We start from the raw sequence: 19,987 nt of genomic DNA, 5'->3' as shown, positions 1-19,987 counted from the left end.
CATCACCTCGCCTGTCTACGCCGTGCCGGCAGCCGCCCGAGCATCGGCCTCATGGCGCCGATGATGGCTGCGACGAACTCATTGTCGTTGATGTGATGCGGCACGCGGATGAGCCGCCGGTTCGACGTTTGCCGCACAGTCTGTTCGAGACTGCGGAACAGCGCCTCGTCCGCCTCGCGATCAAAGAACGGCTGGCCCTGCGCATCGAGCGCCGAGACGCCCTTCTCCGGCAGCAAGAAGCGGACGGGTCCGTCCATACGATTGAGACGCTCGCCGATCCAGCGCCCCATCTGCGTGTTCTCGGCAGCCGTCGTGCGCATCAACGTCACCTGCGGATTGTGGACGTGAAACCTGCGGCCGCGATAGCGCTCTGGAATCGTGTCCGGCGCGCCGAAATTGACCATGTCGAGCGCGCCGACCGAGCCGACATAGGGCACGCGCGAGCGGATGATGGCGCCGAAGCGGTCCTCCGTCGCCGGAAACACGCCGCCCATCAGCAGGTCGCAGACCTCGGTGGTGGTGAGATCGATGATTCCGGCAAGCATGCCGGAGTCGACCAGCTTCTCCATCGAGCGGCCGCCGACGCCAGTGGCGTGGAAGACCAGGCATTCATAGTCGTCGCGCAGCTCGGCCGTGATCTTCTGCACCGCCGGCGTGGTCACGCCGAACATGGTGATGCCGATGGCGGGGCGTTGCGGCGTGGCGCGATCGACCGCGGCAGACGGCTGCTGCCGCGCCGCGACCATGCCGGCGAGCGCATTGGCGGCATTGCTCAGCACGGCCCGCGAGATCGAGTTCAGGCCCTGAACATCGGTGACCGAGTACATCATCGCGATGTCGGCCGGGCCGACATAGGCGCCGACATCTCCCGACGCGACCGTCGAGACGATCAGCTTGGGCACGCCGACCGGCAGCTCGCGCATGCCGGGTGCCACGAGCGACGTGCCGCCGGAGCCGCCAGCGGAGATGATCCCGGCGACATTGTCCTGCCGGCGCAGCCAGCGCGCGAAGGCGTCGGCCATCGCCGTGACGGAGGCGCCGCGGTCGGCGCCGAACACGGCCGAGCCGCCACGCGGATGATTGAGCGCGATCTCCTGAGCCGAGACGTCGCAGCTCGCGTGCTTGCCGCTGGTGGAGACATCGACCAGCCGCGTGCGCAGGCCGTGGCTGGCAATGATGTCGCGGATGAAGCGCAGCTCCTCGCCCTTGGTATCGAGCGTACCGGCCACGATCACCGCCGGCGGACCGGAGGAGACCGGCGCAACGCGCTCGCGCCCCACGCGCGCGGCCTCATCGAGACGGGTGACGCTGGTGGAGACCGTCCGCGCCTTGGACTCGATCTGCGCGATCGGGACCGGCTGCGACCAGCGCGTCGGCACCACCGGATTGGACACGTAGACCTTGACGGGCGCGGCCTTCGGGGCCGCAGGCGTCGCGGCTCGAACGACCGGCTCCTCTCTGACCTGCTCCGAGCCGAGATCGGTCTCGTCGCCGGCATGCTGGCCGACACCGAGCAGCCGCTGCTGCAGTTCGCGATCAGCCGCAAGCCGCGCGGAATCGATGATGCGGTTGATGCGGCCATTGACCATGATCGCCACGCGCGGCGAGATCGCCGTGGCCACGCCGATATTCTGCTCGATGACCAGCACCGCGATGTCGCCGTCCTGCCCCAGCCGGATCAGCATCTCCTCGACCTGGGCGACGATGACCGGCGCGAGCCCCTCGGTCGGCTCGTCCATGATCAGGAGCTGCGGATTGGTCAGCAGCGCGCGCGAGATCGCCAGCATCTGTTGCTCGCCGCCGGAGAGCTGACCACCGCCATTGCTGCGTCGTTCGGCAAGCCGCGGAAACGTCTCGTAGACGCGATCCACCGTCCACGCCCCCCGGCGCAGCCCGGCCGCAAGCCGCAGATGCTCGTCGACGCTCAGCGAGCGCCACAGACGACGCCCCTGCGGCACATAGCCGACGCCGAGCCGCGCGATGCGCGCGGGATTGAGGCCGGTGATATCCTCACCGCGCAACCGCACCGATCCGCCGGACGGCCGCAGCAGACCCATGATGGCCTTGCACAGCGTGGTCTTGCCCATGCCGTTGCGGCCGACGAGCGAGAACACGCCGCCGTCCAGACGAAGATCGACGCCTTGCAGCGCGTGCGAATGGCCGTAATAGACGTCGAGGCCGCGGACCTCGAGCGCAGGCGCGGAGCGGCGGATATCATTCATGGCCGCCTCCCAGGTACAGCTCCTGCACCTCGGGATCCGACTCGATCTCCTGCGGCGCGCCTTCCTTGAAGATGCGGCCGTTGTGCATCATCGTCACGCTCTCGACGACGCGCAGCGCCACGTCCATGTCGTGCTCGATGATGATGTAGCCGATATGCGACGGCAGCGCGGTCAGGATCTCGACCAGCTCGCGCCGCTCGGTCGGCGACAGGCCGGCCGCCGGCTCGTCGAACAGGATGAACCGAGGGGCGCCGGCGAGCGCCAGCGCGATCTCCAACTGGCGCTGCTGGCCGTGGGCCAGCTCCGAGACCAACTGGTCGCGCACGGAGGTCAGGTGCACCGCCTCGATCAAACGCTCGGTCGCCTGCATCAGCGCGTCGTTGACACTCGGGCGCAGCATCGAAAAGCGCGCGCGCGAGACGCCACGGCAGGCGAGATAGACGTTGTCGCGAACGGTCAGGCCGAGGAACAGCGCCGAGATCTGGTACGTCCGTCGCAGTCCGCGGCGGATGCGCTCATACGGGGGAAACCCAGTGACGTCCTCGCCGAAGAAGCGGATCGTGCCCGAGGTCGGCAGGAAGTCCCCGGTGACGCAGTTGAACAGTGTCGTCTTGCCTGCTCCGTTGGAGCCCAGCACCGCGCGCCGCTCGCCCGGGCGAACCGTGATGGTAATGTCCGTCAGCGCGGCCAACGCGCCGAACATCCGGGTCACGCCGCGCAGTTCGAGCGCAGCGGTCGAGCCAAGGGCCGAGAGCCGATCCGCGACCCTATCCATGACCGTGCCCTCCTGGACGGGACCGCGCCCCGCCGGCTTGGCCGCGCTTGCGCCAGCGCTCGTACAGGCCGATGACGCCGTCGGACGAGAACAACACGATGACGAGGAAGCCGAGGCCGATCAGCAGCCTGAAACGGTTGCCGTCGAGCCCGACCTTGACCAGGAAATCGAGCGCAAACGTGCGCAGGATGACGAAGATGAAGGCGCCGATATAGGCGCCGACGGGACGCGTGATGCCGCCGACAACGGCGACGATGAGAATGTCGATGCAGCGCTCGACGGCCACGGATCCCGGCGAGATCTGCCGATAGTTCCAGACCTGCAGCACGCCACCAAGCCCCGCGATCAAGGCGGCGAAGGCATAGGCCGCAATCCGATTCGCATTGACGTTGAAGCCGAGCGCGGCCATGCGCCGGGGATTGTCGCGCACGCCCTGCAGGGCCAGGCCGAACGGCGCACGGGAGAGATAAAGCACGGCGAAGTAACACAGCGCCGCCACCGCCAGGATCAGATAATAGAACGCGATGTCGGTCCGCCAGTTGATGCCGAGGACATGCGGCGTGGCGATCGTGTTGATACCGGTGTGGCCGTTGAAGATCGCCCAGTTCTGGTTGGTGAAATAATAGAACGCCGCGCCGATCGCGAGCGTGATCATGATGGTGTAGATGCCCTCCGTACGCACGGCCAGCGCGCCGCCGAGCGTGCCGAACAGCATCGCGAGCACCAGCGCCGTCGGCGTCGCCAGCCACCAAGGCCAGCCCAGGCTGATATTGGCATTGCCGCTGACGCCGAAGACGGCGACCATGTAGCCGGCAAAGCCCGCGATCGTCAGCTGCATCAGGCTCACCATGCCGCCATAGCCCGCGAGGAACATCAGGCTCAGGGCGATGGTGCCGAGGATCAGGGTCGTGCCGAAGATCTCGATCAGGAAGAATCCGTTGGCGATGAGCGGCATGATGAGCAGCAAGGCGGCCAGTGCCCAGGCCCATGGATGCTCGGTGACCGACCACGCCGCCGGCTGCGACACCGCGCCCCGTGCTGCCAGCCCCCCCTCTCTCGTCCGCGCCTCCTGGATCAGCGACATGTCAGCGCCTCGCCAACAGGCCCTGAGGCCGCAGCGCGAGCACCAGGACCATGATCAGGAACGTCACGACGATCGCATAGGTCGGGATGTAGACCGAGCCGAGCTGCTCGGCGAGCCCGATGATGACGGCGCCGAGCGCCGCGCCCGGGATCGATCCCATGCCGCCGACGATGACCACGACCAGCGACGCGAGAAGGAAGCGCGTATCCTCGCCCGGCGAGATCGATTGGAAGGTCCCGCCGACCACGCCGGCGATGCCGGCCAATCCCGCACCCAACGCGAACACCAGGACGAACACGAGCTGGATCTGCACGCCGGTCGCGGCGAGGATTTCGCGATCGTCGACGCCGGCGCGGACGATCATGCCGACGCGCGTGCGGTTCAACGCGAGCCACATCAGCACGCCGATCACCACCGAGCCGCAGAAGATCACGAGCCGCACCAGCGGATATTGCAGGAACACCGCCTCGCCGGACGACTTCATTGCGGTCATCAGCGGCAGCTGGACCGGTCCGACCAGCCAGGCCGGCGTCTGGATCTGATAGAAGTCACCGCCGAACGCCCACAGCATCAGATCCGCAAACACGATCGAGAGCCCGATCGTCACCATGGTCTGCCGCAGATCCTGCCCCTCCATGCGGCGAAACACGAGCAGCTGAAGCAGCACGCCGACGACAGCGACAACGATGAAGGCCGCAATGAAAGCCAGGATCCACGAGCCGGTCGCGGTCGAGATGCCGTAGCCGACATAGCCGCCGAACAGATACAGCGAGCCGTGCGCGAGGTTGACGTTGCGCATCAGGCCGAAGATCAGGGTGAAACCGCTGGCGACCAGAAAGTAGAGTCCACCCAACGTGATGCCGTTGAACACCGCGCTCAGAAACACCTTCTTGCGGCCAACAGCCTCTTCCAGCCCCGGCGGCCATACCGCGATGATGAGCCAAGCGAGACACGCGACGGCGAGCAGAATGACGAGGGACCAGATCGGGTGACGCTCGATGAAGCGGCTCATCGGCATCCCCTCGCGTCGGCGAGACCGGCGCCGTCGTCACAACGGCGTCGCGCGTGCAGCCGAAGATCGCCGGTGACGCCGGCCATCGCAGGTCCTCCCTCGTCGGATCCCTTGCCGGATCACGCTGCGACAAGACTAGCCGCAGACGAGAACGCCTGTTTGATCGACAGTCTCTTTTCGCGCGATGCGCAGCAGCACGTCAGGACCGCAGCACTTTTGCAGCGCGGCGATAATCGGTCGGCGCCATGCCGACATTGCCTGCAAAGAAGCGGGTGAAGCCGCTCTGCGACGAGAAGCCGAGATCGAAGCCGATGTCGGCAATGGGCGACTCCGTTGCGACGATTGCGTCCAGCGCCCGCTCCATCAGCAGCGTGTTCAGATACAGGTTCGGCGTCACGCCGGTCTGGCTGCGGAACAGACGATAGAAATGCGGGCGCGACAGTCCCGATTCCCGCGCGATGTGATCGAGCTCGATCTCGGCACAGGGGCTGTCCGACATCAGCTTGATGCACTTGCGGACCCGGAAATCGGTCACCTCGGTGCTTGGCCGCTCCGGCGTCAGCTCGGAAACACGCCAGCTCTCCTCGTAGCAGCTTTCGATCAGCTGGCGCAGCTCGCCATCCAGGCAGCCGAGCGATGGCGCGCCACAGACGAGCGCGGCGGTGCGACGAATGCAGCGGTCGAGCGCGGCGGTGCGGCGGAACCAGGTCCGTCCGAATTTCAGGCCCTCGCGCATGGCTGGCGGCGCGAACCATTCGGCATTGACGTAGAGCACGAAGAAGATCGCGCCGTTGTCGATATCGTTCGGCAGGAAATTATGCGGTTCCCATGGATTGACCGCGACGATCGAGTCCTCGCCGATGACATGGCGCTGATCGCAGACATCGATGTTGGCCGGGGTTCCGCCCACGTGAAAGATCAGATGCCCCTCGCGATGGGCATGCACATTGAACGGCCGATTGAGCTGATAGACCGTCGCGCGACCGAAGCGGGCATGAAAGACGGCAAGCGCCCTACTCATCACTTCCCCACCGATATGACTTTTTGATTATTCGTCAGCGTCGGCCATTGCTGCACAGAAAGCAAGCGACGCGACGACGCGGCCGGAGCAAGCCTCCGGCCGCGTGAGTTGCTGACCCCGATTGGTCAGTACTTCTTACATTCAGGCACGGTCCGGCTTGGCAGCCCGATCTTGGCAAAGGTGGCCGCATCATAACCCAGTGTCTGGTTGACGTCGGGGATCACCTTCACGACCTTGCTGAACAGCGCGCCCTTGCCGTCATCAACCACTTCGGTGACGAAGTTGGTGCCGATGGCCTGGCGGTTGGAGTCGAGCTTGATCTTGCCGTTGGGCGCATCGATCTCGATCTTGGCCAGGGCCGCCTTCAGCTTGGACTGGTTGTCGGACAGATCGCCATTGACCTCACGCAGCGCGAGAATGAGGGCCATGGTCGAGTCATAGTAGTTGGTCGCCAGCAGCGACGGGCTCGGGAAGCGCTTCTCCGGCGGGAACGAGTCCTGATACGCCTTGACGAACTTCTGCCAGCGCGGATCCTCCCAGGTATCGGCCTGGCCCGACGCCGCGATCGTGCCGATCAGCGCGTTCTTGGCGTTCCCCTTGGACGACAGGATGGTCTGGTCGATCATGATCGAGCCACCCATCAGATGCGCCTTGCCGCCTGCCTGCTGGTACTGATTGAGGAAGTTCACCGCGTCGGCGCCGCCGAGGCCAAGATAGATCGCGTCGACATCGTCGGGCAGCGCGGCGATGACCGAGGCGAAGTCCTTGGTGCCGAGCGGGACCCACTGCCGGCTCGAGATCTTGCCGCCGAGGCCGCAGAACTCGAGCGCCAGACCGAACACCTGGGTGTAGATGAAGGAGTAGTCCTCCCCCACGGTCGCGATCTTGCGATAGCCCTTGGTCTCGTAGGCATATTTGCCGAGGCCGACCTGCCACTGCGCGCCGTCCATGTTGAAGCGGAAGAAGTTCGGCGCCGGATCGACGTAGGTCGTTTCCTGCGCGCCGGAGGCCGCATTGACGAAGGTCAGCTCGGGATGCGTCTTGGCGAAATTCTTGACCGCGATGCCTTCGTCGCCCGACAGCGGCGACAGCAGGATCTGCACCTTGTCCTGCTCGATCAGCTTGCGCACGGCGCGCACTGCCGAGTCAGGCGTGGCATCGGTCGAAGCAACGACGAATTCCAGCTCCTTGTCGCCGACCTTCTTGCCAAGCACGTTCAGCGCAGTGACATGGCCGCGCATGCCGTCCTCGCCGAGAACCGTATAGGTGCCCTCGAGCGTCGCCGTGACTCCGACCTTGATCTTCTCCTGAGCGAACGCAGCCGTACCGGACAGCAAAAGCGCCGTGACCACGGCGAACCCCACGCGTCGCATGTGCATCGAACTCCTCCCTTGTCGCCCATTGCTGGAGCACACGATTGTGCCGGCCAGTCGTTGCTGGCCGTATTAGCGGCAGGCCCCACCGTCTCCTCACCATGTCTGGTAAGCAGGGTGAGCCCCATCGCTGCGAAGGCTAGCTGACGCCGCGCTGCACCGGATCGCGCGGCCAGCCGCCACCTTGACGGGCAGTCTCATTTTCCTCGATGCGACGCAAAAATGCCGCCGTGGTAGCGCTGACATCAGGGATGCGCGCAGGACGCGGTGTGAGTCGGCCACTTCTGAGGCATCAACAAAGGCTTCAATGGGCAATACCCTTCGCGTCAGCTCGCACGACAGAAGCCGCGCGCCGGTAATTGACAGCGCTGTCATTGGCCAGTATCGCTGCGATCGTTGAGACGACGAGCGACGCTCGAACAACCTCCAAGAACAAGTGAGGCGTCTCGCACATGCGTCAATGATTGGCGCTGCAACAATGGGGAGGTCACGAATGTCTTCCAAATCGATGAAGGCGCGATGCCTTGCGACCTGTGCATCGCTGGTGCTGCTTTCGGCGTTCGCGAGCAAGGCGCTTGCAGAGCCGGAAATGGTCAAGGGTCCCGCGGCCGAGCCCGAATGCATGGTGCCGTGGACCGGCGACACCAAGTTCTTCAAGTATCCCGCCAAGAAGGGTCCCTACCGCATCGCGCTCGCCAATGGCTACATCGCCAACACCTGGCGCATCCAGATGATCCAGACGGCGAAGGCCTATGCGGCGCAGCCGGAGGTGAAGGCCAAGCTGAAGGAATTCAAGGTGGTCTCGACCGGCGAGGACGTGCCGGCGCAGATCTCGGCGATCAACAATTTCATCGACTCCGGCTATGACGCCATCGTCGTCAACGCGCAGAACCCGACGGCGTTCGGCCCGGTGATCAAGCGCGCCAAGCAGGCCGGCGTGATCCTCGTCGCTTTCGACAACATTCTCGCCACGGAAGATGCGATCAACGTCAACGTCGACCAGAAGGGCCTCGGCGAGCTCTGGGCGAAGTGGCTGGTCAAGAACGTGCCAAATGGCGGCAAGGTGCTCGAAGTGCGCGGCGTCGCCGGCACCTCGGTCGACACCGACCGGCACAACGGCTTCCAATCCATCCTGAGCGGTTCCGGCAAGAAGTGGCAGACCACCGAAGTCGTCGGCAAATGGGACGACGGTGTCGCCCAGAAGGCAACGGCCGATGCGATCGCCACCAATGGCCCGTTCGATGCGATCTCCGGCCAGGGCGGCGACACCGGCATCGTGCAGGCGATGCTCGACGCCAAGCACGAGATGGTGCCGTTCGGCGGCGAGACCGAGAACGGCTTCCGCAAGTTCTGCGCTGCCAAGTCATCGGAAGGCCTGAAGTGTTCCTCGGCCGGTACCGGTCCCGCGCAGGTCGCGGTTGCGATCAAGGTTGCGCTCGCAGCTCTCGAAGGCAAGGTGGTGCCGCAATCGGTCAAGCTGCCGCTTGCGGTCGTCGAGGACCCCAACTTCAAGAAGGATGAGGACTACTTCCCGTCGCAGTCCGACAACTTCTTCGTCGGCAACTCCTTCCCGACCTGCGGCATCAACTTCACGGCGCAGGAGATCATGGGCCAGTCGAAGGAAAATCAGTAGTACGAGGCCCGAAGCCGCCGCGCCGTGCGATGGATGGCGCGGCGGATCGGGATGTGACTGTCGCGCCAGCGCTGAGGAAGAGAGTATCATGATCGCGGCCGAGCCGCTGTTTCGCGCCGAAGGGCTGTCAAAGCGCTATGGCGGCGTGGTCGCGCTGGACCGGGCGGACCTCGAGGTTCACCCTGGGCGCATCCACGCCATTCTCGGCGAGAACGGCGCCGGCAAGTCGACCTTGATCAAGCTCATGGTCGGCGTGGTCGCGCCGGACGAAGGCCGCATGACACTCGGGGGACGCGAGGTCGCCTTCGCCAGTCCTTCGGCGGCAAACGACGCCGGGATCGTCTGCATCTTCCAGGAACTGTCGCTGATCCCCGATCTGTCGGTCGCCGACAACATCATGATCTCTCATCCGCCGACGCGGCTCGGCATGATCGACCGGCGCGCCCAGCGGCGCATCGCTGAGGAGGCGCTGCATCGCGCCGGTGCCGGCGACATTCACCCGCGCGCGCTGGTCAGGGACCTGCCGTTGTCGCGCCGGCAGATGGTCGAGATCGCGAAGGCGCTGGCACGGCAGCCGAAGATCCTGATCCTCGACGAGGCCACATCGGCGCTGACGGCCTCCGACGTCACCAAGGTGTTCGAGGTGCTGAAGCGGCTGCGCAGCGAAGGCCTCGCGCTGCTCTACATCTCCCACCGCATGCATGAGATCGCCGAGCTCGCCGACGACTGCAGCGTCTTCCGTAACGGCCGCCGCATCTCGACCTTCGCCGCCGGCACCAGGACGGATGCCGAGGTGATCGAGCTGATGATCGGCCGCGAGTACAAGCATGTCTTTCCGGACAAGCCGGCGCGTAAGCCCGACGGGCGGCCACCGGCCCTGCAATGCAAAAAGCTCCGCTGGGGCGACCGGCTCAAGGACATCTCCTTCTCGCTGCATGCCGGCGAGATCATCGGTCTCGGCGGCCTCGACGGCCAGGGCCAGCGCGAATTGCTGCTGGCGCTGTTCGGCGTGCTCCGCGACACCAGCGGCGACATTCTCATCGATGGCGACAAGGCTGCGATCGACAGCCCCGTCGCCGCCAAATCCGAGCGCATCGGCCTCGCGCTCATTCCGGAGGATCGCAAGACCGAGGGGCTGATGCTGCCGATGTCGGTGCGCGACAATCTTTCGGCCGCGGCCTTCGACCGCTTCGCGCGATTCGGCATCATCGACCGGCAGCGCCAATCGGCCTTGATCGACGAGATGATCCGCCTGATCGAGATCAAGACCGCCTCGCCTGACCTTCCCGTCAGCGCACTGTCCGGCGGCAACCAGCAGAAGGTCGTGATCGCGAAATGGCTGATGAACAAGCCGCGCATCATCCTGCTCAACGATCCCACCCGCGGTATCGATGTCGGCACCAAGCAGGAGATCTACCGGCTGCTGCGCCGCCTCGCTGACGAGGGCGCCGCGGTCCTGCTGTATTCGACCGATTATGACGAGCTGATCGGCTGCTGCGACCGCGTACTGGTGATGTATGACGGCGCCGTCAGGCGTGAGCTCGCGGGCGCAGAGATCACCGAGCGCGCGCTGGTCAGCAGCGCCCTCAATGTCGACGACGGCGAATTGGCGGAAGCGAGTCTGACATGACCGAATGGCGGTACTGGCTCGCCGAGCAGCGCGGCACCTTGCTCGCGATCGGCATCTTCGTCGCGATGTTCCTGATCTATGCGACCAACCATCCGGCCGGCTTCAGCGCCAACATGGTGCAGACCGCGTCCAACAAGGCGACCCTGCTCGCCTTCGTCGCGATGGCGCAGGCGATCGTGGTGATCACCGCCGGCATCGATCTCTCGGTCGGCATGATCCTGACGCTCACCAATTGCCTCGCCTCCTGGATCGTCGTCGGCACCGCCACCGAGACCGCGCTCGGGGTCGTCGGCGTGCTGGGCACGGGCATCCTGTGCGGCATGATCAACGGCGCGATCGTGATCTTCGGCCGCCTGCAGCCGATCGTGACTACCATCGCCACCGGCGCGATGTATTACGGCGTCGCGCTGATGCTCAGGCCCAATCCCGGCGGCGCCGTCAACGAGACGCTGGCCGATGCGCTGACGGGCCGCCTGTTCGGCGTGCTGCCGACCAGCCTCGTGGCGCTGGCCGCGACGGCGGTCCTGATCTGGGTGCCCTATAGCTGCTCGGTCATCGGCCGCGCCGCCTTCGCCACCGGCTCGTCGGAGGTCGCGGCCTACATGTCCGGCGCACCGATCCGCGCCGCCAAATTCATGGCCTACACGCTCGCCGGCCTATTGTCGGCGATCGGCGGCCTGTTCCTCACCTTCTTCTCCTACACCGGCGAGGCCGCCTATGCGAGCGGCAACGCCTACACGCTATTCTCGATCGCAGCGGTGGTGCTCGGCGGCGTGTCGCTGATGGGCGGACGCGGCAGCGCGATCGGCGCGATCTTCGGTGCGCTGGCCTTCCGCACCATCGGCGACCTCCTGTTCGTGTTCGACTTCGATCCGCTGTGGCAGCCGCTGTTCCAGGGGATCGTGCTGATGCTCGCGGTCTCCATCGGCGCGTTCGGGCTGCTTCGCGTGCGCAATCGGCTGGAGTGGTTCGGATGAGCGATGCAACGGCAACCCGGCCGGCCTCTCGTGGCGCCGGCATGCTGCGCCGGATCGATCCGGCGGTGGCCGCCTCGTTCGGATGCATTGTGCTGCTGCTGCTGGTCGGCAGCCTGTACTCGCGCAGCTTCCTGTCGCCGGACTATCTGCTGCAGCAGCTGAAGGTCGCGAGCTTCCTCGGCGTGATCGCCACCGGCATGATGCTGGTGATCCTGCTCGGCCAGATCGATCTCTCCGTGCCGTGGGTCGTGACATCGGGCGCGATGATGGCCTGCGCTGCCGCCGCGCATGGCACGACCGGCGCCATCCTCGCGATTCCCTGCGGCATCCTCTGCGGCGCCGCGATCGGCCTGCTCAACGGCATCGGCGTCGCCTATCTGCGCATTCCCTCGATGATCATCACGCTGGCCACCAACGCGGTCGCGCAAGGGCTGATGGTCGCCTACACCGGCGGCTTTGCCCCGCAGGATTCCGCTTCGAAGGCGATGCGCTATCTCGCCACCGGCAATGCCGTGCCCGGCCTGCCCAATGCGGTGCTGGCTTGGGCTATCATCGGCGGCGCGGCGATCTGGCTGCTGTCGCGCACCACCTTCGGCCGCGCCATCTACGCCATCGGCAACCGCGAGCGCGCCGCCTATCTCTCGGGCATCGACACGCGCCGGATCACGATGCTGGCCTTCGCGCTGTCGGGCGCCCTCTCCGCCTTCGGCGGCGTGCTGCTCGCGGGCTATGCGTCAAAGGCGGCGCAGTCGATGGGCGATGCCTATCTGCTGCCCTCGATTGCCGCCGTCGTGCTGGGCGGCACGCATATCCTCGGCGGCCGCGGCAGCTATCTCGGCACGATCGCCGGCGTCATCCTGATCACGCTGCTGCAATCGATCCTGTCGGTGATGCAGATCAGCGAAGCCGGTCGTCAGCTGATCTACGGCGCAGTGATCATCCTGATGCTGCTGATCTACGGCCGCCAGAAGGCGTGACGAACTGCGCAGCCGCCAGGCGCTCGGTCTATCGTGCACCCGGCCTTGCTCGTTTCAGAAGTCCGCGACCTTGGTGCCGCCATGCCGCGCAAAGCGCTCGGGTGCATAGGCCTGGGGATCGACGATCGGTGTTGCAGCGGTGGCGAGATCGGCGATGAGATGGCCGGCGCCCGGACCGATGCCGAAACCGTGGCCGCTGAAGCCGGCGGCAACGATCAGGCCGGGCAGCGCGGCGAGCTCGCCGATGGCAGGCACGCCGTCCGGTGTGGAATCGATATAGCCCGCCCAGGTCGCCGTGATCTGGCTCTGCTTCAGGGCCGGCAGCAGCTCAAGCGCGCGTGCATGCATCAGGCGGATCGAGGCGCCGTCCGGCTTGGGATCGAGGATGCGGGTGACCTCCATCGGGGTCGGCTCATCGAGCCGCCAGCGACCGAGCGTCTCGTGTCCGGAGCGCAAGCCTTCGAGGCCGCCCGGCAGCAGGCTGCGCCAGCGCTTGGCGAACATCGGCAGGAACTGCGGCGCGAAGCGCAGCTGCTGCAGGGTCGGATCGACGCGACCGCGTCCGCTGATCGCGACCGTATGTCCGCCATCGCCGCGCCTGGTGATGGAAACGGCGGCGGTGTGCAGCGCCGGCGGCAACGGCTCCGCCGACGGCGACAGCGCGAGCGCCGAGGCGCGGATCGAGGCCATCGGCAGCGCGACGCCGAGCTGATGGCAGAACGACGAGGCCCACGCGCCCGCCGACAGCACCGCAAGCGGAGTGCGGATCGTGCCGCGCTCGGTGACGACGGCCGACAGCCGGCCGCCGCTGGTCTCGATGCCGCGCACCGCGCACATCTGATGCACCGTGCCGCCCTGCTTCAGGATCGCGCGCGCCACCGCCGGCGCCGCATCCGCGGGGCTGGCAGTGCCGTCGGTCGGCGAGAACACGCCGCCCTTCCAGCTACGCCCGGTGGCTGCGCCGCGCTCGGTAGCTTGCCGGCTGTCCAGCATGTGCGTGGTGACGCCGGCCGTCCTGGCGAACTCGCCCCAGCGCGCCCAGCCCTCGAGCTCGGCCTCGTCATTGCTCAGATAGAACAGGCCGCAGCGTGAGAAGCCGGTCGTCTCGCCGCTTTCGGCGGAAAAACGCTCCCAGAGGTCGAGGCTCCATGTCGCCATCGGCAGCTCGCGCGCATCACGGTTCTGCTGCCGGCACCAGCCCCAGTTGCGGCTGGACTGCTCGGCGCCGATCCGCCCCTTCTCGATCAAGGCGACCGAGAGCCCACGCCGCGCGAGGTAATAAGCGGCGAACACGCCGACGATGCCGCCGCCGATGACCACGGCGTCTGCACGCTCGGGCAGCGTGGGCGATGTCTCGACGTGCACCAGGGGGGCGGGCATGTGTTTTCTCCGGCTTTCGGCTGACACAGGTTAAAGCGGTATCAGGCACTTCGGGCATCGGATTCGACAGCCGGACGGCATATCGTTCTGCAAGCCCCCACGTCCCCAGTGTATTGTTTTGCATCGCTTAATCCGGACACATACGGCCCCGTTCTTGCTTTGCAGAAGTTCAATCCCCCAAACGCAGAATTTTCTGCTGTAATGGGACCAGGACGCCTCGCGACACGGGACCCCGGCGGCATGAAGCTCGATCGCATCGACATCAAGATCCTGCACGAACTGCAGAAGAACGGCCGCGTCACCAATGTGGAATTGGCCGAACTGGTCAACCTGTCGCCGAGCCCCTGCTTGATGCGGGTAAAGAAGCTGCAGGCGGAGGGCTATATCGAAGGTTATTCGGCCCAGATTTGCGTCTCCAAGCTCGGCCAGACGCTGACCGTCTTCACCGAGGTCACCCTGAAGAACCATCGCCAGATCGACTTCGCCCGGTTTCTGACCGCGGTCGAGAAGATCGACCAGCTGATCGAGTGCCACCTCGTCTCCGGCGGCTACGACTACATGATGAAGTTCGTCACCGCGGGGATCGGCGAGTATCAGACGATCATGGAGCGGCTGACCGACATGGACATCGGCATCGAGAAATATTTCAGTTTCGTCGTGCTGAAATCGCCGATCGTGAAGCCCTATCTGCCGCTGACCAGCCTGTTCCAGATGTAGGCGCACGCTCAACGCTGGCAATAGGCGCGGACCTGCTCGGGATCCTGGCGCAGATGATCCAGCCAGGTCGGATCGAGCTTCGGTACCGACGACAGCAGCAGCTGCGTATAGGGATGCTCCGGCTTCGCCATGTCCTCGGGCGTGATCTGCTCGATCTTGCGGCCGCGATACATCACGACGATGTCGTCGCAGATCGCTTCCACCACCGACAGATCGTGACTGATGAAGACATAAGCGAGATCGAGCTCGCGCTGCAGCTCCTTGAGCAGATCGATGACCGCCGCGGCAACGACGGTGTCGAGCGCCGAGGTGATCTCGTCGCAGATGATCAGCTTGGGATCGGCGGCGAGCGCGCGGGCAAAATTGACGCGCTGCTTCTGCCCGCCCGACAGTTCGGCCGGCCGGCGCTGCCGCAACGCGCGCGGCAGCTTTACCATGTCGAGCAGCTGGTCGATGCGGCCGCTGCGCTGCTTGCGCGGCATGCCGTGGTAGAATGTCAGCGGACGCCCGAGAATGTCCTCGACCGTATGCGCCGGATTGAGCGCCGTGTCGGCGTGCTGGAATACGATCTGCACCTGGCGCAGCTGGTCCGGGCTGCGATGTCGTGCGCTGCGCCCGAGCTCGTGGCCGTCGAACACGACGCCTCCCGAGAACGGCGGCAGGATTCCAGCAATGGCGCGCGCAAGTGTGGACTTGCCGCAACCGGACTCACCGATGATGCCGAGATTGCGCCCGCGCGCCACGCGCAGGCTGACATTGTCGACGGCGACGATCGCAGGCTGGCCGTCCGAGCGCAGCGGCCCGTAGCCGACCGAGACCTCATGCACCTCGAGTAGCGCCTCGGCCGTGGGCCCGGACGCATCACGCCGCGGCTCATGATCCGGCGCGACGGCCGCCAGCAGCTGGCGCGTATAGGGATGCTGCGCGCGCTCGAGAATGTCGGCCGTCGTGCCGCTCTCCTGCACCTCGCCATTCCTGAGCACCACGATGCGGTCGGCGATCTGGGCGACGACCGCAAGATCGTGCGACACATAGATGCCGGCGATGCAGTGCGCCGAGATCACCGACTTGAAGGCACGCAGCACCTCGACCTGGGTGGTGACATCGAGCGCCGTGGTCGGCTCATCGAAGATCAGCACCTTGGGGCTTGCGATCAGCGCCATGGCCGCTGCGAGCCGCTGCAATTGGCCGCCGGACACCTGGTGCGGATAGCGATCGCCGATCCGGTCGGGATTGGGCAGCGACAGCGCGCGGAACAGTGCGACCGCCTTGGTGCGCGCCTCCTCCAGCGGCATCACGCCGTGGATGCGCACGACCTCGATGACCTGGTCCATGATGCGGATCGCCGGATTGAACGCCGCGGCCGCGCTCTGCGGCACATAGGCGATCTTGGCGCCGCGCACCGCCGCTTTGTCCTTCTCCGGCAGCGCCACCATGTCGACGCCGTCGACCACAACCGAACCGCCAACGATCCTGCAGCCCGCGCGGGCATAGCCCATCAGGCTCATCGCCATGGTGGTCTTGCCCGAGCCGCTCTCGCCGATCAGCGCGACGATCTCGCCCTCGGCGATGTCGAGGTCGACGCCCCCTATGATCTCGATCGTGCGGCCGGAGTCGGTGGTGGCCTCGACGCGCAGATCGCGGATCTGAACCAGGCTCGTCATCTACGACGCCTCCCGGTCGCGGATCTTGGTCGGCAGATTGTCGATCAGGAGATTGATCGCAATCGTCAGGCTCGCGATCGCCAGTGACGGAAAGATCACCGCCGGCGCGGCATAGGGCAGCCCGCCGATGTTCTCACGCACCAGCGCGCCCCAATCGGCGTAAGGCGGCCTGACGCCCAGGCCGAGGAACGACATCCCCGAGAGCAGCAGCACGATGAAGACGAAGCGCAAGCCGAGATCGACCAGCACGGGACCGATGATGTTGGGCAGGATTTCCGCACGGATCAGGTACCACAGGCTCTCGCCGCGGATGCGGGCGACCACGACGAAATCCATGGTGTTGATGTTGACCGCGAGCGCGCGGGCGAAGCGATAGGCGCCGGGAATGTAGATCACGGCCATGGTCACGATGAGAACGGGAATCGACGAACCGACAGCCGCGACGACGACGAGACTGAACAGCTTGCTCGGAATCGAGCTCAGCGCATCGAGCAGCCGGCTCAGCACCATGTCGACGACACCGCCGGTAATGGCGGCGATCATGCCGAGCGTGACGCCGGACGCGCCGGCGATGATGACCGAGGCCACGGAAATGCCGAGCGTGTAGCGCGCGCCCATCAGGATGCGCGAGGTCATGTCGCGGCCGAGATAATCGGAGCCGAGCCACAGCTCACGGCTCATCGGACCGAAATAGTCGGTGTCGACGATGTCGCCGACCGGATGCGGGATGATCATGGGCGCAGCGAACGCCACGACGATCCAGAACGTCACGATCAGCGCACCGACGACGCCGACCGCATTGATGCGGTAGCCGAACAGCGACGTGGGGCCAGGCTTGCGGCCGGCGGATGTCGTGACGCTCGTCATCGCAGCCTCGGATTCGACAGGATGGCAATCACGTCCGCCGTGGTGGTCAGCAGCAGGAAGCCGAAGCAGAAGATGATGGCACAGCTCTGGATCAGCGGCAGGTCGCGGGTGGACACCGCATCGACCATCAGCTTGGCGACGCCGGGATAGTTGAAGATCGTCTCGACGATGATGACGCCGCCCAGGAGATAGGACAAGGACAGCGCGACCGCGTTGACGATCGGCCCGAGCGCATTCGGCAGCGCGTGGCGCAGCACGATCCGGCCGCGCGAGGCGCCCTTCAGCAGCGCCATTTCGACGTAGGGCGTATTCAGCGTCTCGACGACGGCCGCCCGGCTCATCCGGATCATCTGCGCCGAGATCACGATGGTGAGCGTGACGACCGGCATCGCATAGGCACGGGCAAAATCATGGACGGTACGGATCTCGCTGGTGAAGGACACGGCCGGAAGCCAGTTGAGATAGACCGCGAACAGCAGCACGGCGAGCGTCGCGATCATGAACTCCGGAACCGACACCACACCGATGATCGCGATGGTGAGGCAGCGGTCATACAACGTATTGCGCAGCATCGCCGCGGTGATGCCGAGCGTCAGCGCCAGCGGCACCGCGATGACAGCGGTGAGGCCTGCGAGCTTGAGCGTGTTGATCAGACGTCCGCCGATCAGCTTCGCCACCGGCATGTTGTTGGCGTAGGAGACTCCGAGATCGCCATGCACGACGCCTGCGAGCCAGCGCAGGAAGCGGAAGATCGCGGGATCGTCGAGATGCATCGCCTTGCGCAGGCCCTCGACCGCTTCCGGCGTCGCGGCCTGGCCGAGCAGGATCGTGGCGGTGTCGCCCGGCAGCATTGCGGTGGCGAAGAACACGGCGAATGAAACAATGATCGCGGTGACCAGCGCGAGGGCCAGCCGGGACAGGACGAGTGATACGATCCGATGTTTCAAACGATGCGCCCGTTAGCCTGGTCAGCGGATGATGGTCGTTGCCGCGGCGCCGGTCTGCGTGACCGGCGCTACGCGTCTCAAACGGCATTCACGAATCGAGCCAGACATATTCAGCGAAGGCATACCCCATCATGCCGCCGAGCGGGCTCGGCTCCAAGCCCTTCAGCTTCGACGAGGTGGCATCGATGTTGGAGATGTAGGCCGGCACGATGGTGCCCGCCTCCTCCGCGATCATCACCTGCATCTCGGCATACATCTGCTTGCGCTTGGCCTGGTCGAGCAGGCCGCGCGCCTCGAGCATCATCTTGTCGAACTTCTCGGACTTGTAGCGGCTCTCGTTCCACGGCGCCTCGGAGGCGTAGAGCAGCGAGAACAGGATGTCCGGCGTCGGGCGCGGATTGATGTTGCCGAAATGGACCGGCGCCTTCAGCCAGTAATTGTCCCAATAGCCGTCCGAGGGAACGCGCTGCACGTCGAGCGTGAGGCCGATCGCGGCCGCCGAGGCCTGGATCACCATGGCCATCTCGATCGCGGAGTTCGCGGCTTCCGAGGTCACGACCGGAATCGAGGTGCCGAGCACACCGGCCTTCTGGAACAGCGACTTCGCCTTGTCCGGATCGAACGGCTTGGGCTTCAGGTCGGGGTTGTGGAAGAAGTTGGCCGGCGACACCGGCTGGTCGTTGCCGACGACACCGAAGCCGCGCAGCACCGATTTGACGATCTGCTCGCGGTTCACCAGGTGCTTCATGCCATCGATGAAATCCTTCTTGTTGCCCGGCGCCATGTCGAGGCGGATGTTGAGGTCGGTATAATTGCCGCTCGTCGACTTCGACAGCGCGATCCCCTCCTTGCCCTCGATCAGCCGGAGCGAGCGCGGATTGATGTTGGCGGCCAGCTGGATGTCGCCGGAGAGCAACGCATTGACGCGCGCATTCTCCTCGGTGATCGCGATGAACTCGACCTGGTCGAGATAGGGACCGTCCTTGAAATAGTTCTTGTTGCGCACGCCGACGGAGCGCACGCCCGGCTCGAAGACCTCGCGAACGAAGGCGCCGGTGCCGTTCGCCTTGGAGAAGTCGGTGGTGCCGTCGGCCACGATCATGAAGTGATGCAGCGCCAGGATCATCGGCAGGTCGGCATTCGGGCTCGCCAAGGTGATCTCGACGGTGGTCTTGTCGACCGCCTTGAAGCCGGTCATTTGCGCCGCGATCTTGGCGACCTTCGAACCGATCGCCTTGTCGAGGTGCCGTTTCAGCGAGAACACGACGTCGGCCGCCGTCAGCGGCTTGCCATCGTGAAAGGTGACGCCCTTCTTGAGCTTCACGGTCCAGGTCTGCGCATCCTGGGACTCGATCGACTCCGCAAGCTCCATCTGCGCCGCGCCACTCTTGTCCAGCGTCGTGAGCCGATTGTAGAACGAGCAGCAGCGAACATAGTCGGTCGACAACGAGGCCTTGGCCGGATCAAGCGTATCGGCCGTCGAGGTCGACCATCCCGCCGCCTTGATCGCCCCGCCCCGCTTCGGGCTCGCCGCGAATGCGCGCTCGGCGCGGCCGAGGATGGTGCTGCCGGCAGCGAATGCGACGCCGTTCGCGAGCATCATCTTCAGGAGATCGCGGCGCGAGGCGCCGCGCCGGATCGCAGCCTCGACCAGCCCATCATCCGCAGCAGTCCAGTTGGAGATCTCGTGGCTCATGTCATCCGTCCC

The 19,987-nt window shown here is 65.5% G+C and carries 16 protein-coding genes; 5 read left to right on the top strand and 11 right to left on the bottom strand.

The genetic code is table 11. The features are described 5' to 3' along the window. Positions 1 to 2 precede the first annotated feature (2 nt). From NLR35_RS30875 to NLR35_RS30850, 6 genes are all read right to left on the bottom strand, one after another. Positions 3 to 2,222 carry an ABC transporter permease gene (locus NLR35_RS30875; protein ID WP_257170314.1) on the bottom strand — a complete coding sequence of 740 codons (2,220 nt, stop codon included), beginning with the start codon at positions 2,220 to 2,222 and terminating at the stop codon, positions 3 to 5. Continuing rightward, a complete protein-coding gene (locus NLR35_RS30870; RefSeq protein WP_257170313.1) occupies positions 2,215 to 2,997 on the bottom strand; it encodes an ABC transporter ATP-binding protein in 783 nt (260 codons plus the stop codon). The genes NLR35_RS30875 and NLR35_RS30870 overlap by 8 nt, the downstream gene beginning before the upstream one ends. After that, on the bottom strand, positions 2,990 to 4,081 hold the full coding sequence (locus NLR35_RS30865) for a branched-chain amino acid ABC transporter permease (protein WP_257170312.1): 1,092 nt from the start codon (positions 4,079 to 4,081) through the stop codon (positions 2,990 to 2,992). The genes NLR35_RS30870 and NLR35_RS30865 overlap by 8 nt, the downstream gene beginning before the upstream one ends. Before the next feature lies 1 nt (position 4,082). Beyond that, positions 4,083 to 5,093, bottom strand: coding sequence for a branched-chain amino acid ABC transporter permease (locus NLR35_RS30860; RefSeq protein WP_257170311.1), 1,011 nt, complete (start codon positions 5,091 to 5,093; stop codon positions 4,083 to 4,085). Between the two features lie 199 nt (positions 5,094 to 5,292). Continuing rightward, positions 5,293 to 6,114, bottom strand: a complete 822-nt coding sequence (locus tag NLR35_RS30855; protein ID WP_257170310.1) for an AraC family transcriptional regulator — start codon at positions 6,112 to 6,114, stop codon at positions 5,293 to 5,295. A gap of 125 nt (positions 6,115 to 6,239) precedes the next feature. Further along, the gene (locus NLR35_RS30850) at positions 6,240 to 7,493 is read right to left on the bottom strand and encodes an ABC transporter substrate-binding protein (protein ID WP_257170309.1); all 1,254 of its coding nucleotides are present in this window, start codon (positions 7,491 to 7,493) and stop codon (positions 6,240 to 6,242) included. A gap of 487 nt (positions 7,494 to 7,980) precedes the next feature. On the opposite strand from NLR35_RS30850, the gene NLR35_RS30845 reads away from it, so the two are divergent. The 4 genes from NLR35_RS30845 (at position 7,981) to NLR35_RS30830 (ending at position 12,704) form a co-directional block, all read left to right on the top strand. Next, complete coding sequence (locus tag NLR35_RS30845; RefSeq protein ID WP_257170308.1) at positions 7,981 to 9,120, top strand: sugar ABC transporter substrate-binding protein; 1,140 nt, start codon at positions 7,981 to 7,983, stop codon at positions 9,118 to 9,120. 88 nt (positions 9,121 to 9,208) lie between these two features. Beyond that, entirely contained in the window at positions 9,209 to 10,750 is a 1,542-nt protein-coding gene (locus NLR35_RS30840; RefSeq protein ID WP_257170307.1) for a sugar ABC transporter ATP-binding protein, read from the top strand. Then, entirely contained in the window at positions 10,747 to 11,727 is a 981-nt protein-coding gene (locus NLR35_RS30835; protein WP_257170306.1) for an ABC transporter permease, read from the top strand. The genes NLR35_RS30840 and NLR35_RS30835 overlap by 4 nt, the downstream gene beginning before the upstream one ends. Beyond that, positions 11,724 to 12,704, top strand: coding sequence for an ABC transporter permease (locus tag NLR35_RS30830; protein WP_257170305.1), 981 nt, complete (start codon positions 11,724 to 11,726; stop codon positions 12,702 to 12,704). The genes NLR35_RS30835 and NLR35_RS30830 overlap by 4 nt, the downstream gene beginning before the upstream one ends. A gap of 54 nt (positions 12,705 to 12,758) precedes the next feature. Here the strand turns inward: NLR35_RS30830 and NLR35_RS30825 are convergent, their stop codons facing one another. Beyond that, positions 12,759 to 14,084 (bottom strand): FAD-binding oxidoreductase, encoded by a 1,326-nt coding sequence (locus NLR35_RS30825; protein ID WP_257170304.1) that lies wholly within the window; start codon positions 14,082 to 14,084, stop codon positions 12,759 to 12,761. Positions 14,085 to 14,324: 240 nt separating this feature from the next. On the opposite strand from NLR35_RS30825, the gene NLR35_RS30820 reads away from it, so the two are divergent. Continuing rightward, a complete protein-coding gene (locus NLR35_RS30820; RefSeq protein ID WP_257170303.1) occupies positions 14,325 to 14,801 on the top strand; it encodes an Lrp/AsnC family transcriptional regulator in 477 nt (158 codons plus the stop codon). A gap of 8 nt (positions 14,802 to 14,809) precedes the next feature. On the opposite strand, the gene NLR35_RS30815 is transcribed toward NLR35_RS30820, so the two are convergent. From NLR35_RS30815 to NLR35_RS30800, 4 genes are all read right to left on the bottom strand, one after another. Next, positions 14,810 to 16,465 carry an ABC transporter ATP-binding protein gene (locus tag NLR35_RS30815; RefSeq protein ID WP_257170302.1) on the bottom strand — a complete coding sequence of 552 codons (1,656 nt, stop codon included), beginning with the start codon at positions 16,463 to 16,465 and terminating at the stop codon, positions 14,810 to 14,812. Further along, on the bottom strand, positions 16,466 to 17,332 hold the full coding sequence (locus NLR35_RS30810) for an ABC transporter permease (RefSeq protein ID WP_257170301.1): 867 nt from the start codon (positions 17,330 to 17,332) through the stop codon (positions 16,466 to 16,468). It lies immediately after the preceding gene. Continuing rightward, the gene (locus tag NLR35_RS30805; protein WP_257170300.1) at positions 17,329 to 18,279 is read right to left on the bottom strand and encodes an ABC transporter permease; all 951 of its coding nucleotides are present in this window, start codon (positions 18,277 to 18,279) and stop codon (positions 17,329 to 17,331) included. Before NLR35_RS30805 ends, NLR35_RS30810 begins: the two co-directional genes overlap by 4 nt. Before the next feature lie 88 nt (positions 18,280 to 18,367). Beyond that, positions 18,368 to 19,975 carry an ABC transporter substrate-binding protein gene (locus NLR35_RS30800; RefSeq protein WP_257170299.1) on the bottom strand — a complete coding sequence of 536 codons (1,608 nt, stop codon included), beginning with the start codon at positions 19,973 to 19,975 and terminating at the stop codon, positions 18,368 to 18,370. Positions 19,976 to 19,987 lie beyond the last annotated feature (12 nt).

Source organism: Bradyrhizobium sp. SRS-191 (genome assembly GCF_024586915.1).
Lineage (GTDB): Bacteria > Pseudomonadota > Alphaproteobacteria > Rhizobiales > Xanthobacteraceae > Bradyrhizobium.
This window is presented reverse-complemented; position numbering and strand designations above follow the sequence as displayed.

Coding starts and splice junctions, on each gene's coding strand:
- NLR35_RS30850 (WP_257170309.1), bottom strand. CDS start 7,493: ATGCACATGCGACGCGTGGGGTTCGCCGTGGTCACGGCGCTTTTGCTG.
- NLR35_RS30875 (WP_257170314.1), bottom strand. CDS start 2,222: ATGAATGATATCCGCCGCTCCGCGCCTGCGCTCGAGGTCCGCGGCCTC.
- NLR35_RS30865 (WP_257170312.1), bottom strand. CDS start 4,081: ATGTCGCTGATCCAGGAGGCGCGGACGAGAGAGGGGGGGCTGGCAGCA.
- NLR35_RS30845 (WP_257170308.1), top strand. CDS start 7,981: ATGTCTTCCAAATCGATGAAGGCGCGATGCCTTGCGACCTGTGCATCG.
- NLR35_RS30830 (WP_257170305.1), top strand. CDS start 11,724: ATGAGCGATGCAACGGCAACCCGGCCGGCCTCTCGTGGCGCCGGCATG.
- NLR35_RS30840 (WP_257170307.1), top strand. CDS start 9,209: ATGATCGCGGCCGAGCCGCTGTTTCGCGCCGAAGGGCTGTCAAAGCGC.
- NLR35_RS30810 (WP_257170301.1), bottom strand. CDS start 17,332: ATGACGAGCGTCACGACATCCGCCGGCCGCAAGCCTGGCCCCACGTCG.
- NLR35_RS30820 (WP_257170303.1), top strand. CDS start 14,325: ATGAAGCTCGATCGCATCGACATCAAGATCCTGCACGAACTGCAGAAG.
- NLR35_RS30800 (WP_257170299.1), bottom strand. CDS start 19,975: ATGAGCCACGAGATCTCCAACTGGACTGCTGCGGATGATGGGCTGGTC.
- NLR35_RS30835 (WP_257170306.1), top strand. CDS start 10,747: ATGACCGAATGGCGGTACTGGCTCGCCGAGCAGCGCGGCACCTTGCTC.
- NLR35_RS30860 (WP_257170311.1), bottom strand. CDS start 5,093: ATGAGCCGCTTCATCGAGCGTCACCCGATCTGGTCCCTCGTCATTCTG.
- NLR35_RS30855 (WP_257170310.1), bottom strand. CDS start 6,114: ATGAGTAGGGCGCTTGCCGTCTTTCATGCCCGCTTCGGTCGCGCGACG.
- NLR35_RS30825 (WP_257170304.1), bottom strand. CDS start 14,084: ATGCCCGCCCCCCTGGTGCACGTCGAGACATCGCCCACGCTGCCCGAG.
- NLR35_RS30870 (WP_257170313.1), bottom strand. CDS start 2,997: ATGGATAGGGTCGCGGATCGGCTCTCGGCCCTTGGCTCGACCGCTGCG.
- NLR35_RS30815 (WP_257170302.1), bottom strand. CDS start 16,465: ATGACGAGCCTGGTTCAGATCCGCGATCTGCGCGTCGAGGCCACCACC.